A 15,812-nucleotide genomic window follows, 5' to 3' on the forward strand; every position below is an offset into this window, starting at 1 on the left:
CTATTTAAATACTACTACAAGTAATATCAAAGCGGATATTACAATAAGTACATCTACAATTTTAATTCTAAAATTACCAATTCCAAAACCTCTTTTTGTAGCATAATTTTTCTTTGATGACATTATAAATTCCAATTTCTAAAAGAAATACTAAAAGTGTGCCAATTATCTATCAAAATCTAATTTTTTATAAGTTGATGATAATTTAGAATCATAGGATTAAAACCATTTGACTAAAAATTTTAATTTCATGATCCTCAAATTCTTTCCCAATAGCATCAGATGTAGCAGTAATTAGTTCAGGTTAAAAAACATCCCTTTTTAAGTATTAATATATTAACAGTAAATATTTTTACATTTTAAAAAATTATCATATTAATTATAATTTTCCAACAACTTATTATGTTGTAAATTTGCCTTATGCTAAACAACGATACAATTTGTGCATTGGCAACTGCCAATGGAATGGGCGCTATAGCGGTTATTCGTATTTCTGGACCAGAATCAATTTCTAAAGTTGCTCAGATTTATCAATCAAAATTTAATTCAACTAAATCTTTGAATGACGCTTCTTCTCATACCATACATTTGGGTTATGTGATGGATGGAGATACCATTGTTGACGAAGCATTATTCTCAATATTTAAAAATCCTCATTCATATACAGGTGAAGATGTCGTAGAAATTTCGACACATGGATCGATTTATATTCAGCAAAAAGTTTTAGAACTTTTAAATAAAATAGGCATTCGAAATGCCAATCCAGGTGAATATACTTTCAGAGCCTTTTGGAATGGTAAAATGGATTTAACACAAGCAGAAGCTGTTGCTGATCTTATTTCTTCGGATTCTAAGGCTTCGCACGAAATTGCTATCAAACAAATGCGTGGAGGATTCTCTAATCAAATCAAAGATTTAAGAGAACAAATGATCAATTTTGCAGCTTTGATGGAATTAGAATTGGATTTTTCTGAAGAAGATGTTGAATTTGCAGATCGTACACAATTTTATGATTTATTGAATAAATTACAATCCATCTTAAAACGTTTAGCTGATTCTTTTGCTTTTGGAAATGTTATCAAAAATGGAGTACCAGTAGCTATTGTTGGTGCGCCAAATGCAGGGAAATCTACTTTATTAAATGCATTATTAAACGAAGAACGTGCTATTGTTTCGGATATTGAAGGAACAACTCGTGATACCATTGAAGAAACCATTTATATTGATGGTGTTGGGTTCCGTTTTATTGATACAGCTGGAATTCGAGAAGCTGGCGATACGATAGAACGGATTGGAATTGAAAAAACATTCGAAAAAATAGACAATGCTTCTATTATCATCTATTTGTATGATGCCAATATAACTGCTGATAATCAAATTGCGAATCAGTTAGATGATTTGCAACGTAGAGGAAAAATCTTGTTTAATGTTGCCAATAAAATTGATGTAAACAATAACGAATCAGCTATTTCTGATGCTATCAAACAAGAGTTTAAAGATGTTGTTCATTTAGAAATTTCAGCTAAAGATCAATTTAATATTGATGCATTGAAAGAAAATCTGATTCATCAAATCAAATTAAAAGGAACAAATCAGGATGACACAATCGTTACGAACTCTCGTCACTTAGAAGCATTACAAAACACACTTTCTCAAATTGGAAAGATCAAACAAGGAATGGACATGGGACTTCCTGGGGATTTGTTAGCAATGGATATCCGTGAAGCTTTAACATATTTGGGACATATTACAGGTGAAATAGATGTGGATCAAGATATATTAGGGACGATATTTGGCAAGTTTTGCATCGGGAAGTAGTTATCTTTCTTTTGTTTGTTAACTACCTATAAATGTTATATTTAAGAGCAACTATGTTGCTCTTTTTTGTTGCCCAATTGCTTTATTTTGATTAAATTTGATGTACAGTTGTTGCCCAAGCATCAAGTTTGTTGCCCAAAGCACATCAAAATTATAGTATGGAGAAATGATGCACCAACTAGCTACATCAAGCTACTTTGTGCTACAATTAGCAACATTATGAGTACGAATATCAAAATACCAAAATTTTGTCAATTCTGTGGGCAAGCCTTTGTTGCCCAAACCACCACTACTCGCTATTGTAGCCACAAGTGCAATTCTAGACACTATAAGCAAATCAAGAAAGAAGAAAAAATAAGAGCCACACTAAGTGAGCAAATTCAAAATGTAAGTTCTGCAAATCCCGAAACCTTGCAAAGTTTGCAAAGCCTACAAAAACTCCCAATCCAAACCACCAACTTTATCAATCTTCGAGATAAAGAATTCCTAAGCGTACAAGAAGCCGCTATTCTTTTAGGTGCTAGTCGTTGGACAATTCAAAGAATGATTAATCGTAACGAATTAAAAGCTTCTAAAATTGGGAGAAGAACAATAATAAAACGTACCGAAATCGATAATCTTTTTAAATGATGAATTATGAAAGTATCTTTAAGACAACGCAAGAAAGGCAACAAAATAACCTTGTACCTTGACTATTACGACAAAGGCAAACGTGAATACGAATATTTAGGTTTGTACCTAACACCTGAACCAGAAAAAGGAAGTTTGACTAAAGCTCAAAAAGATGAAAACAAAAAAATCTTAGAGTTAGCAGAAAGTATCAGAAGCAAAAGACATTTAGAAGCACAAAATCAAATTTATGGTTTTAGGGATAAGGAGAAACAAAAAGGAAATTTCTTAACATACTTTGAAGCACTAACAGAAAAGAAGAAAGCCAGCGTAGGTAATTATGGCAATTGGGATAGTACCAAAAAACATTTACAAGCGTATGATCCAAAAGGCATTTCATTTGAGCGTTTAGACAAAGACTGGTTAGAAGGTTTCAAAGACTATTTAGATAATGTAGCTATTACTAAAACAGGCGAACCTATATCTTTAAATACTAAATACTCTTATTTCAATAAAGTAAGAGCAGCACTAAAACAAGCATTAAAAGAAGGATTGCTAACATACAATCCTGCCGAACAAGTACAACCATTTCCACAAGACGAAGTTCAGAGAGAATTTTTATCTTTAGAGGAAGTTCAAACCTTAGTGCATACACCTTGTAAGAATGAAACACTAAAACGTATGTTTTTATTCTCGTGCCTTACAGGATTGCGTTGGTCAGATATTGAAAAGCTAAAATGGTCAGAAGTGCAATATTCAGAACAGTTAGGTAATTTCTTACGCTTCAAACAACAGAAAACCAACGGAGCTGAAATGCAACCTATATCCGAAGATGCTCGTACCTTATTAGGCGAAGAAGGTAATCCAAAAGATAACGTGTTTACAGGGTTTAAATATGGCAATTGGAACAAAACCTTATTAAAAGATTGGATGACCAATGCAGGTATCAAAAAGCGTATTACATTCCATTGTGCGAGACATACTTATGCTACATTACAGTTAACGCTGGGTACTGATATTTACACCGTATCGAAGTTGTTAGGACATAAAAACCTATCCACAACCGAAATATACACTAAAGTTATTAATGAGAAAAAAATTGAAGCCGCTAACAAAATAAAACTAAACCTTTAATTATGGATTTGATTGTATATAGAAATATCCTTTATGGAGTTTTGAAACCTTGGCAACAAGACGATGCGAACGAAAAGTTTTTTAGACAAAATCTAAATCCAAACTTTGTCAATCCAGCTGATCCTTCAACATTTTACGAAGCGTTGAAAGAGCTTTTACCGACTTATCGTGAATTGTACAATGAAGATGGATTAGAGGTGTACGAAACTCAATCCGATACAGAGGTAGATTATACAATCAAAAAACCAATGATTAACATTCAGTTGCAAGAACCATTTTCTGCTACAAGTAAATTCTATTATTACTTATTACAGAATGAAACGACACGAATCAGTAACAGAATTTACTATTGCTTCAATAAAGACATTAACGAAACCAACAAAAAGGAATTAATCCAAAATGTTATAAAGTCTTGTAAAGATTTACTTTTAAGAATTGGCACAGACAAGAGTTTATACCCTACTGATAAATTAACAGATTATGTAATCGATTTATTGGTTAAATGTATCGTTCGTTTACTAAAGGAAGTCGAATTACTTTATCCTGCCTATACCAATCAAATAAAAACAGAACAATACGAGATATTCTTTGAATTGCTTCACGATCATTTCGAATCTTTCGAAACGGATACTACCACACCAACATTCCAAGAGGCTAAAAATGCAATACTTCAAATAGATGATTTTAAACTCGAAAAATCAGACAAACTATCTTTTGGCTTCAATGGAAATAAAGAAAATCTTAAATCAGTAATAAATGCATTAAACAGACATTTATATCTTTTAAATGAAAATAAAACCTCATCAGATGATTTGTTAAGTGTACTTACCACTAAAGATTTAAAAATTGGTGCGCCACAAATTCATTTAGATTGCGAAACCACTCAATTTGCTTATATCGTAGATAAATTAAAATCACATTTTCATAACCTTACACCTACAAGTATCGAGAAAACCAATTTGTTTTATTCTAAAAAAGGCACACTATTAAAAAGGAATAATTTATATAAAAACAACAGCAATTATCCTAAAGAACAAGAAACTATAGATAGAATTATCAAACAATTATAAATAAAAACAGTAAGATGAGTAAGATGTCTTAGTAAGACGTTACCATCTTACTTTTTACCCCTCTCAATCTCTAGAATTTTGACTTAGAAATTTAAAAATATAAGTCATGAGTTCAGAGAATTTGATTTTAGAAAAGCTTGCTCAATTAGAAGGTAAAATTGAGGAGCAAAATTTATTGCAAAAAGAAGTATTAACGTTTAATGATGTGTGTAAGTATTTAGACATAAGTTCTTCACACCTTTACAAACTAACTTCTCAAAAGCAAATTCCACATTTTTGTCCACAAGGGAAAAAACTCTATTTCAATCGCACAGAAATAGACCAATGGTTAATGCGTAACAGGCAAGAAACTACGGAAGACATCGAAACAGCTGCAGCTAATTATTTAATCAAAAACAAACGTAAATAATTATGAGCTTTTATAGATTTTCCGAAGAAGAGGTTCAAGAGATTATGGATCGTTTAGATCAATTATCTATCGAGGTTAAGAAGAAACAACGTACCGAACCCGACCAAGTCTTTTACGATAATCAGGAGTTTCTCCAGATTATGAATATTAGCAAACGTACTGCCGCTTATTGGCGTACCGAAAACATTATTACCTATTCACAAGTAGGCAATAAAATCTACTACACTTTAGCCGACATCTTAGAGCTATTACAACGTTGTAAAATTCCAGCTAACAATTCCATTAACCTTAAATCTATTAACAATGACTAGAGTGTCAATTTTCCAAAACTTCAATAATCCTGTACAAACCATTACATTACAAGATTTAATCTCAAACATCAAAGCAGGTACATACCAAGATGATGTAAACACCATTCGTATGGCTATTGGAATGGGGAAACCCGAAAGAGCCGATGAATTAAAAAAGAATCTTTTAGCTTTCACGCCATCAGCAATATATTCTGGTGGCAGAAAGAAAGAGTTTATTCAAGAATACAATCAAATCATTCATTTAGATTTTGATAAAATTGATGAAGAAGATTTAATTCAAATCACTACACAAACCGCATCTATTCCATATACGTTAGCTTGTTTCAAAAGTCCAAGTGGTAATGGTTTAAAAGTATTCATTCAAGTAGATAGTTTACTACAACACCACGACTTAGCATACAAACAAGTGCAAGATTATTACGAAAAGCAATTAGGTATTAATGCCGATCCAAAGTGTAAAGATGTTACAAGATTGTGTTTTGTATCGTTTGATGAAAATGCGAATTACAATCCATTAGCTACAATATTTGCTGTCAATACAAAGGTTGAAGAAAAGGAAGTCAATCAATCTGTACAAATTACGAGTAATAATACAGATGATGTATTTCAATATTGCGTAGATTTTACCAATAAGATTACCCAGTTCGAAAAAGGTAATCGCAACAATTATGTATATCAGTTAGCGTGTAATTTAAATCGAAAAGGCGTAAATCAGTTAGATGCAGAACAATTCATTTTGCAAAACTTTCATCACGAAAATCAAAAAGAATTCATCAAGTCTATTGAAAGTGCATATAGAAATCAAGCACACGAGTTTGGTACATTTGCAAAGACTGCAAACTTTGTAAACTTGCAAAAAGACAGTCCACCTGATAAAGAACCAGTGTATGATGAGGTAGATTATCTTAAAACCACACCTACAATTCCTGCACATATCGTCAATTATTTACCCGAATTATTAATTGAGGGTTGCGAGGCGTTTAAGGATAACGAACGCAAACGTGATGTATTTCTTACAGCTGGACTAACTATTTTAAGTGGTTGTTTGCCTAATGTTACAGGTATCTACCATCAAGAAAGAGTGTACCCGCATTTGTTCTCTTTCATTATTGCTCCTGCAGCAAGTGGAAAAGGTGTGCTTAAAAATGCCAAACGTTTAGGCGATAAAATACACGAGCGTTTTGTGAATAAATCGAATGAAGCTAAAAAAGCATTCGAAATAGAAAATGCAGAATACAAAACACTACTAGCCAAACGCAAAAAAGACGATGCTATTCCCGAAAAACCTGTAGAACCAAAATTCAATTTATTGTTTCTACCTGCCGATACCAGCCAAGCAATGATGATGAAAATGCTTCAAGACAACGATGGCAAAGGTATCATTTGCGAAACAGAAGCCGATGCAATGAGTGGTGCAAACAAACAAGATTGGGGAAATTACTCGCATATTATGAGAGCAGCGTTCCATCACGAAAAAATTTCAGCAGCTCGTAAAACAAATAATGAATTATTAGAAATTCCGAATCCTCAACTAGCCGTTTCATTATCAGGTACTCCAGCACAAGTACCCAAATTAATTCAATCAGCAGAAGATGGTTTGTTTAGTAGGTTTATGTTCTATGCCTTCAAAAATGAAATTATATGGCAAGACCCATCACCTAAAAAAGGAGGAATTATTTTCAACGATCATTTCGAAAAGTTATCCAACGATGTGTTGCAGGTATATGATTTTCTAGACCAACACCCTACCGAAGTACAATTAACGCCCGATCAATGGCAACAATTAAATGTAGTTTTCAGTAAACTATTAACCAATACCGTATTATTCAATAGTGATGATACCTCAAGTATTGTTTTCCGTTTAGGATTAGTATTGTATCGTTTCTGTATGATTTTTACTGCCTTGCGCAAAGTGGAAAATGGCGATTGTTCAGAAGTGGTGGTTTGTACAGATGAAGATTTTTTAGCAGCATTAGAATTGATAAATGTATATCTAAATCATAGCATTTTAATGTTCAATAATCTAGCAAGTCAGTCAGAACCGATTACCTACAAAATGGGCAATAACAAAAAAGCTTTTTACGAAGCATTACCACAATCATTCCAGCGTAAAGAAGCAATAGAGTTAGGTGCAAAGTACAATCTATCAGAACGTTCGGTAGATGATTTTCTTAAAAATTCTGTACCCGAATTATTGTCTAAACCTAAAACAGGATGTTATGAAAAAGTTTAGTTTACTATTTCCAATTTTAATATATTTGAATTTTAACATTTTCTATTATCCTCCATGAATACTTGTAAAGATAAAATAGTTAGTTTTTTAAATTCATTTCCTAGAAATCGGTTGATAATTAGTAAGAACAATTTCAATCTGGAAGAAATAAATTGGATGAATATTGGGAAATTAGTAGCATTGGAATTAAGTAATTTGGATAAGAAAAAAATAGTTTTTAAAATCAATCAATTACTTGATGAGATAATTGTGAAAAACAAAATTCAACATAAGGAGTTCGGTGAAACAATTGCAATTGAAAATATCGGATTACTCCTTGAACCTGAATTGAAATTTAACGTAGAAAAATTTTTATCAGATTACTCCCAAAATAATACGTTGATTTTAAAATGGGAAGGAGAAATTGATACCAATCAACTTTACTTCTTAACAAAAAATGATAACTATAAAATAGACTTAAATAACTTAAGCCACATCGTAATATGAAATACAATGAACTAATTAGTTTTGAACCTATAACAGAAGTTGTTAAGTTCAACAGAACTAATGAATCAGCATACCAACAGAATCTTGTAAAAACATTCGTTTTTTCATCTACCTTCAAAGATATTCTTATTCCTTTGATGGTACGTAATCTCGACTTGGAATATACAGAAGAAAGTTTCGGTTTACAAGTTGTAGGTAACTACGGTACCGGTAAATCACATACCATGTCTTTAGTTTCCTTGATTGCTGAAGATGAATCCTTAGTAGAATTAGTACAGGACGAAAAAGCTAAAAACGAACTAAAAAAGATTGCAGGTAAATTTAATGTTCTACGATTTGAATTAGGACATACGATTTCCTTATGGGAGATTGTAACATACAAATTAGAGGAGTATTTAGAATCAATTGGGGTATCATTTTCTTTTGAAAGTCTTGGAGCTAAATCTTTTTTAGAAAAGCTTCAGTTAATGATGGCGGAATACGAAGAGAAGTTCCCAGATAAAGGACTTCTTATCGTAATAGATGAGATGCTTGCTTACCTTAAAGGTCGTTCGGGCTCACAAGATTTAAGTCAAGACTTAGCGGTTCTTCAAGCGTTAGGGCAAGCTTGTGATAAGTCAAAATTTAAGTTCATTTTCGGGGTACAAGAAATGATTTATCATTCTCCTGAGTTTCAATTTCAATCTGAAATGTTACAAAAGGTAAATGATCGATACAAAGATATTTTAATCACAAAAGACGATGTGTCTTTTATAGTAAAAAATCGTTTATTACGTAAAGACGAACATCAAAAACAAAAGATTAAGAAACACCTGGATAAATTTTTACCATTCTTTACGGATATGAATGCCCGTACAGAGCATTATATAGATTTGTTCCCTGTACACCCGAGTTATTTTGAAAATTTCGAAAAAATTAGAATTGGTAAAAGCCAACGTGAAATTTTAAAAACATTATCCAATCAATTCAAAGATTTATTAGATCAAGAAATACCATCGGATAATCCTGGTTTATTGACCTATGATCAATACTGGAAAGACATATCGAATGATCAATCTATGATGTCTGAACCAGATATCAGAAAAGTGAAGGAAGTAACTGATACGGTTTACGATAAAATCGAAACCTACTTCACTGGGGTTAGAGGTTCTAAAAAAGATATTGCGACAAGAATTACCAATGCTTGTGCCATTAAAATTATTCAACACGAATTACAAAAGCAAAATGGTACCAATACCGAGTTATTGGTAGATGATTTATGCTTAACGGATAAAAATGCTTTTGATAGAGATTTCTTAATCGATATTATTGATTCTGCTGCAAATCAAATCATTACGGCAACCTCTGGTCAATATTTTGATAAAAATAATGACAACGGAGAGTATCACCTTAGAATTGAAGGTGGAATAAATTTTGATCAGAAAATCAAAGATTATGCAGCAACAATGTCTGATAATCAAAAGGATGAATACTTCTTTAAATTCTTAGAAGTAAACCTTCCAATAGAATGTGATACGTACAGAACAGGGTTTAAAATTTGGCCTCATGCAATCGAATGGCAGTCGCATAAAATCTATCGCGAAGGATACATCTTTTTTGGTAATCCAAATGAGAAATCAACGACACATCCGCGCCAACATTTCTATATGTATTTTATGCCAATTTTTGATGATACTAAAAAAATCAAAAATAACGAAGAGGATGAAATCTATTTTACTTTCGATAATATTTCGAAAGAATTTAAAGAGTACATCACTTTATATGGTGCTGCTTTAGCGCTAGAAGTAAGAGCAGATAGTTCGCAAAAACCAATTTACCGTCAAAAAATTGATGAGTTAAACAAAAAAGCGAGAGATATTTTTAACCAAGAGTATGTTCAAATTACACAAGTAGAATACCAAGGTAAAGTGTTACCACTTAATGGTTATCCTTTACCGGGGCAAGGTGCGCCTAAGGAGCAGATTTTCTCTACGGTGGCTTCTATTGTTTTTGAGCCTTGGTTTAACGATGAAAGGCCAAACTTTCCTAAGTTCAGTCAATTAAATGCGCCAATAACAAAAATTAATTACGATAAATTAATAAAACAAGCTTTAACTAAAATTGCCAATCCTGAACGTGCGGACAGAGAGGCTGAAGGTCTTTTAGCAGGTCTTGGTTTATGGGTGCCTGGTCGTTTAGATTATAGCCACTCACCTTATGCTCAATCTATCGTAAAGTTATTAAAAGATAAAGGAGACGATAAGGTTTTAAATCGGGATGAAATCATTGAGTTCGTAGAAAAGAGCGTTGATTTATGGTTATCGAAAGATTTTAAAATTGAAGCTGAATTAGAATTTGTGGTCTTGGCTACTTTAGCCGCTTTAGGCGAATTAGAAATTACATTACATTCGGGTAAAGTGATCAATTCAACAAACTTAAACGATTTAAAGACCATCCAAAAAGAAGATTTTTGGAGCTTTACGCATGTAAAAAGACCAAAAGGTTTAAATCTTGCTGCAATTAAAGAAATGTTTATTGGGATTGTAGGACGAGATTTAAGCGGACATTTAAGTGATCCATCAACTTACACGCATTTAGTACAAGCTTCTTCGGATTTAGCGAAAAAAACCGTTGCTTTATTAAATAAAATTCAGAATGGGTATGTATATAAAGGTATTGAAATCATAAGTCCAGAACAAGCTTCTAAATACCGTCAAAACTTTACAGCATTCAGCGGATTTTGCGACAAGCTACAAAACTATACTTCTGAAGCAAAAATGAAAAACTTTGCTTTTTCTACAGAAGATATTACACGCTTAATGCCTTATAAAGAGCAAGTGCTTGAGGTACAAAAATTATTAAATCAAATCACTGATTTGGATCAAGAAGTATCTTATGTACAACAAGCCAAGCAATATATTACGGCAGAAGATTTAAAGAACGAAGTAAACGAGCATTTAAATAAATTGCCTCAGATTGTTCAAGAAAATGACAAAGCAGCTTTAGTACAATACAAACAAGAGCTTTCTGCTTTAAAAGAAAAGTATGCCAATTGGTATTTGGAGCAGTATTTAAAATGTAGAATCAGTCAAAGAGAACATACCGATAAAATGGCCATTTTAGATTCGGATGAACACTCAATCGTTCAAATCTTAAAAGAGGCAGATTATATTTCGTCTTCTCCATACTTTAAATGGATGGAGCAAATTAATAAATTACAAGTAGCAGATAGCAAAGTCAATAAAGAAGCTGTGCTGAATGTTCCTTTTCATGATTTCAATCCGCATGAGTACATCAATGTTAAAGAGACATCTGTAAAGCAATTAAAACAAGACCTATCGGATATTCTTGAACAATGGAATCAATCGTTATTGGAAATTTTAGAAGATCCAATGGTGAAGAAGAAAATCAGTTTATTAGATGAGACGGAACAAGAGATTCTAAACCAATTCAAATCAGGTGCGGTACAACTTTCTAAGTCGAATGCGTTAAGTATCCGCAATGCCATTACCAATTTGCATAAAGGGTTAGAGAAGGTAGAGATTGGCTTTGATGAATTAAAATCGTCCTTTACAAAACCATTAACGCCAGACGAAGCCATCGAAAAGTTTAAAGCTTATGTAGATGGTCTTGCAAAAGGGAAAGAGAGAGATAAAATCAGAATCATCATGAAGTAAAATTCACTTTAAAGTGAATTTTACTTGCTAATTAACTTATAAGTGAATAACTTTGCAGAAATAATTTGGGTAAACACATATCGTAAGGTAACTTATTATACAGTTGCTGTGAATGATGGTATTGCATTGTTCGATGCTTTTGTGGATAAACATACCGATGAAAATAAAGAAAAATTAAAACATATTTTAGCTTGGATTAAAGTCATTGGTGATAAAATTGGTGCTCAAGAACAATATTTTAGAAACGAAGCAGAAACAGCCCATGCATCCGCTTTACCTCCTCAAGGTGTAAACAAAGAACCGGTTTATGTGGAATACAATGAGGAAACAGGTACTGAGGAAAATAAACCAAATAATCTAAGGTTATACTGCTTGAGAGCTAATGAATATGTAGTTTTTCTATTTAATGGAGACATTAAAACGGCGGAGAAAGCGCAAGAATGTGAGAATGTTAGATCACATTTTAAAATGGCAAATAAATTGACTGAATTAATAGACGTAGCATTTCAAAATAAAGAAATTCGTTGGATTAATGATTATACAGAAATAGAAGTAGATGATGATTTTTTACTTCAATGGGATTAATATAAAACAGAGCGCATGAAAAAGTCAAATCATAATATTTCAGATTGGTTAGACCAATACGGTGATCCAGAAATTGATAAGTTCGTTGAGAAAAACTTAGCAATTACCGAAAAAGTACGTGTTGCAATGGAAGCTAAAGGATGGAAATCCCAAGACTTAGCAAAAGCAATGGATAAAACGCCATCCGAAGTATCTAAATGGCTTTCGGGTATGCACAACTTAACGCTAAAAAGCATCATCAAAATGGAGCAAGCGTTAGGTATCTGTTTAGTACATACCGAGCCAATCAAACAATACGAATACGTGTATTTGGGTACGATCAAAGGTGCGGAAGACTATGCACAAAAGGTAAACGATTACCAAGAATCTTATGCAGATCAAGCATACGAAATTGCCTTGTAACATGGAAAATAAACTAAAAATAGATGCAGATTTGATTCACTTATTTCACTTGGAAATTCGTGAGTTTAATATCAATACGCAAGCTTTTAAAAATACAGTCGATCATAAACTGAACATTGCACATCGTTTAATGCACAATTTAGAAGATAAAAGGCTAAAATTAGACATGAGTTGCTCATTCCGAAATGATTCGGAAGAGCAATTATTGCAATTAGACATGGAGTATCATTTTCTTATCGAAAATTTAGAAGATTTTTATACCATCAACGAAAAAGGATTACCTAAATTTTCTGCAACCATTATTGCAACCATTTTAGGCATTGCGCTTTCTACGACAAGAGGTATTCTTTTCGAAAAATTAGCCAACCAAGGCATCCATAACATCATCATTCCTGTAGTTTCTCCAATGAAGATGCTAACGAATAACCAATAACCCAATTCTTACACATGACATTAGATTTATTCCAAAAAGAAGATCAACATAACAATGGTCCAGTAACCGTCTTAGGCAAAACATTTGCCAACGACGAAGAAAGACGTGCGTATTTCCGTGAAGAGTTACGCAAAAAATTACCAGAATTAAAAGAGATAGAAGGTTTCCCAATAGGGGACGATGAGGACATCATCAACCTATCCGATCCTCCATTTTATACCGCTTGCCCCAATCCTTGGATCAACGATTTTATTGCAGAATGGGAAGAGGAAAAAAAACAATTAGAAAAAGAAGGAAAACGGGTACCTGATTTTGAAGTAACTGAACCCTATGCTGCGGATGTAAGCGAGGGTAAAAATAATCCATTTTATACATTACATACTTATCATACTAAGGTGCCACATCCAGCAATAATGCGTTATTTATTACATTACACACAACCGGGTGATGTAGTATTTGATGGTTTTGCAGGAACAGGAATGACAGGTGTGGCGGCAAGTCAATGCGAAAATCCTGATGCAGATTTAAAAAATAAATTAAATCAAGAATATTTCTCTGTACATAAACAGTATCCTATTTGGGGAAAAAGAAATGCGGTTGTTTCAGATTTAGCACCAGCAGCAACTTTTATTTCTGCGAATTTAAATAGTAAATATCAGACAAATTTAATTGAAAAATCAATTTTAGATAAATTAGAAAAACTGAATGATAAATACAGCTGGATGTATGAAACAAAACATACAAATGGAGCTACAGGGAGAATAAACTTTATTGTATGGAGCGAAGTGGTGCAATGTCCGGATTGTAATCATGAAATTACGTTATGGGATGAGACAGCAGATACTGTTAACGGAAGAATGAAAAAGGAGTTTAATTGTCCTAAATGTCAATCGCTATTAAGTAAGAATTCTATTACAAAATCATGGTCAACAAATTATGATAATGTGATAGAAGACGTGGTTTCCCAAATAAATTATCGACCTGTTTTTGTTAATTATACATTTAATAGAAAAAGATTATTCAAGAATATTGACGATATTGATCTTGAGTTAATTACTAAAATTAATGGGTTAAAAATAGAGGCTTGGGTACCACATTATAAATTACCAGATGGTTACAATTTAAGCCAACCGATTAAATCTAATGGAATTACTCATATTCATCATTTCTATACAAAAAGAAATTTAATATTGATATCAGAATTATGGTCACAACTTAATCTGCAAGAAAAGTTTGTTGCAACTAGTATTTTATCTAGAAACCTGACAAAATTAAATAGATATGTTTTGAAACCAAGAACACCACATGGTGAAGTGAATGGACCTCTTAGTGGGACCCTATATGTTTCGAGCGAATATGTTGAACAAAACTTTTTTGATTTAATCAAATCTAAAATTCCTAATTTTTCTTGGGATAATTCAGGTGTAATTACATCAACAAATCCTGCTCAATCTAATCAAATTAAGGATAATTCTATTGATTATATATTCACTGATCCTCCTTTTGGCGCTAATATTATGTATTCTGAGTTAAATTATATTTGGGAATCTTGGTTAGGTGTTTTTACAGACAATAAACCAGAGGCCATTGAAAATTCATCACAAAATAAGTCAACATTAGAGTATCAAAAGTTAATGATCGATTGTTTTAAAGATTATTATAGAATATTAAAGCCTGGGAAGTGGATGACAGTAGAATTTTCAAATACTTCGGCGGCTGTATGGAACGGTATTCAAACTGCTTTAGTAAATGCTGGGTTTGTAGTTGCTAATGTTGCGGCCTTAGACAAAAAACACGGAGGAATAAAATCTATGACATATACAACGGCAGTTAAACAAGATTTAGTTATTTCGTGTTACAAACCGTCTTCAGAATTCGACACCAAATTCCAACAATCGCAACATTCAGCAATGGGCGTATGGAATTTTGTAGAAGAGCATTTATCGCATTTACCAATCCATTTGGTCAAAGACAATGCGACTACAGCGGTAGTAGAACGTAGTGCAAAAATTTTATTTGACCGTTTAATTGCCTTTTATGTACAACGTTCATTGCCTGTACCTATCGATGCAGGTAAATTCCAAGAAGGCTTAAAAGAACGTTTTGTAGAGCGCGATGGTATGTACTTTACCCAAGAACAAGTAGAAGAATACGAGCGCAAGAAAGCAGAAGTTCCAGAGTTTATCCAAATGAGTTTATTTGTCGGTTCAGAACAAGATGCCGTTTATTGGTTACGCCAATTGTTAGAGAAACAACCGAAAACAGAACAAGACTTACATCCATTATGGATGCGCGAAGTAGCGGGTAACATGCGCAAAGGAGATAGCTTACCAGAGATGCGCCAAATATTAGAAGAAAACTTCTTAAAAGACGATACGGGGAAATGGTATGTTCCGGATATTCATAACGCCGCTCAAAAACAACAATTAAGAGAGAAACGTTTATTAAAAATATTCGAAGACTATAAAACGGAAGCGGCCAAACCAAAAGGTAAGCTAAAAGAAGTACGTGTAGAAGCCCTACGTGTAGGGTTTAAACAATGCTACCAAGATAAAGATTTTAAAACGATAGTAACCATAGGCGATCGTATTCCAAATAATTTATTAATGGAAGACGAGGTCTTATTACAATTCTACGATATTGCTTCTGCAAAAATCTAAATTCTA

Annotated in this window: 13 protein-coding genes; all 13 read left to right on the forward strand. The window is 32.8% G+C overall.

Annotated elements, in window-relative coordinates:
- Positions 1–420: 420 nt before the first annotated feature.
- Complete coding sequence (gene mnmE, locus B3J26_RS10120) at positions 421–1,818, forward strand: tRNA uridine-5-carboxymethylaminomethyl(34) synthesis GTPase MnmE (RefSeq protein ID WP_291074396.1); 1,398 nt, start codon at positions 421–423, stop codon at positions 1,816–1,818.
- A gap of 219 nt (positions 1,819–2,037) precedes the next feature.
- Entirely contained in the window at positions 2,038–2,448 is a 411-nt protein-coding gene (locus B3J26_RS10125; protein ID WP_291074397.1) for an excisionase family DNA-binding protein, read from the forward strand.
- Positions 2,449–2,454: 6 nt separating this feature from the next.
- Complete coding sequence (locus tag B3J26_RS10130) at positions 2,455–3,561, forward strand: site-specific integrase (protein WP_291074399.1); 1,107 nt, start codon at positions 2,455–2,457, stop codon at positions 3,559–3,561.
- Positions 3,562–3,563: 2 nt separating this feature from the next.
- Entirely contained in the window at positions 3,564–4,631 is a 1,068-nt protein-coding gene (locus tag B3J26_RS10135; protein WP_291074401.1) for a DUF6617 family protein, read from the forward strand.
- 106 nt (positions 4,632–4,737) lie between these two features.
- Positions 4,738–5,040 carry a helix-turn-helix domain-containing protein gene (locus tag B3J26_RS10140; protein ID WP_125350790.1) on the forward strand — a complete coding sequence of 101 codons (303 nt, stop codon included), beginning with the start codon at positions 4,738–4,740 and terminating at the stop codon, positions 5,038–5,040.
- 2 nt (positions 5,041–5,042) lie between these two features.
- Positions 5,043–5,351 carry a helix-turn-helix domain-containing protein gene (locus tag B3J26_RS10145; protein ID WP_291074403.1) on the forward strand — a complete coding sequence of 103 codons (309 nt, stop codon included), beginning with the start codon at positions 5,043–5,045 and terminating at the stop codon, positions 5,349–5,351.
- A complete protein-coding gene (locus B3J26_RS10150; RefSeq protein WP_291074405.1) occupies positions 5,344–7,584 on the forward strand; it encodes a DUF3987 domain-containing protein in 2,241 nt (746 codons plus the stop codon). The genes B3J26_RS10145 and B3J26_RS10150 overlap by 8 nt, the downstream gene beginning before the upstream one ends.
- A 156-nt stretch (positions 7,585–7,740) precedes the next feature.
- Positions 7,741–8,070, forward strand: a complete 330-nt coding sequence (locus tag B3J26_RS10155; RefSeq protein ID WP_291074407.1) for a hypothetical protein — start codon at positions 7,741–7,743, stop codon at positions 8,068–8,070.
- Positions 8,067–11,726 (forward strand): DUF6079 family protein, encoded by a 3,660-nt coding sequence (locus B3J26_RS10160; protein ID WP_291074409.1) that lies wholly within the window; start codon positions 8,067–8,069, stop codon positions 11,724–11,726. The genes B3J26_RS10155 and B3J26_RS10160 overlap by 4 nt, the downstream gene beginning before the upstream one ends.
- 42 nt (positions 11,727–11,768) lie before the next feature.
- Positions 11,769–12,311, forward strand: a complete 543-nt coding sequence (locus B3J26_RS10165) for a hypothetical protein (RefSeq protein WP_280037777.1) — start codon at positions 11,769–11,771, stop codon at positions 12,309–12,311.
- A gap of 15 nt (positions 12,312–12,326) precedes the next feature.
- Complete coding sequence (locus B3J26_RS10170) at positions 12,327–12,713, forward strand: helix-turn-helix domain-containing protein (protein WP_280037778.1); 387 nt, start codon at positions 12,327–12,329, stop codon at positions 12,711–12,713.
- Position 12,714: 1 nt separating this feature from the next.
- Positions 12,715–13,146, forward strand: coding sequence for a hypothetical protein (locus tag B3J26_RS10175; protein ID WP_280037780.1), 432 nt, complete (start codon positions 12,715–12,717; stop codon positions 13,144–13,146).
- Between the two features lie 14 nt (positions 13,147–13,160).
- On the forward strand, positions 13,161–15,806 hold the full coding sequence (locus tag B3J26_RS10180; protein WP_291074412.1) for a DNA methyltransferase: 2,646 nt from the start codon (positions 13,161–13,163) through the stop codon (positions 15,804–15,806).
- The last annotated feature ends 6 nt before the right edge of the window (positions 15,807–15,812 follow it).

Source organism: Empedobacter sp. UBA5987, assembly GCF_002429865.1.
Taxonomy (GTDB): Bacteria; Bacteroidota; Bacteroidia; order Flavobacteriales; family Weeksellaceae; genus Empedobacter; species Empedobacter falsenii_B.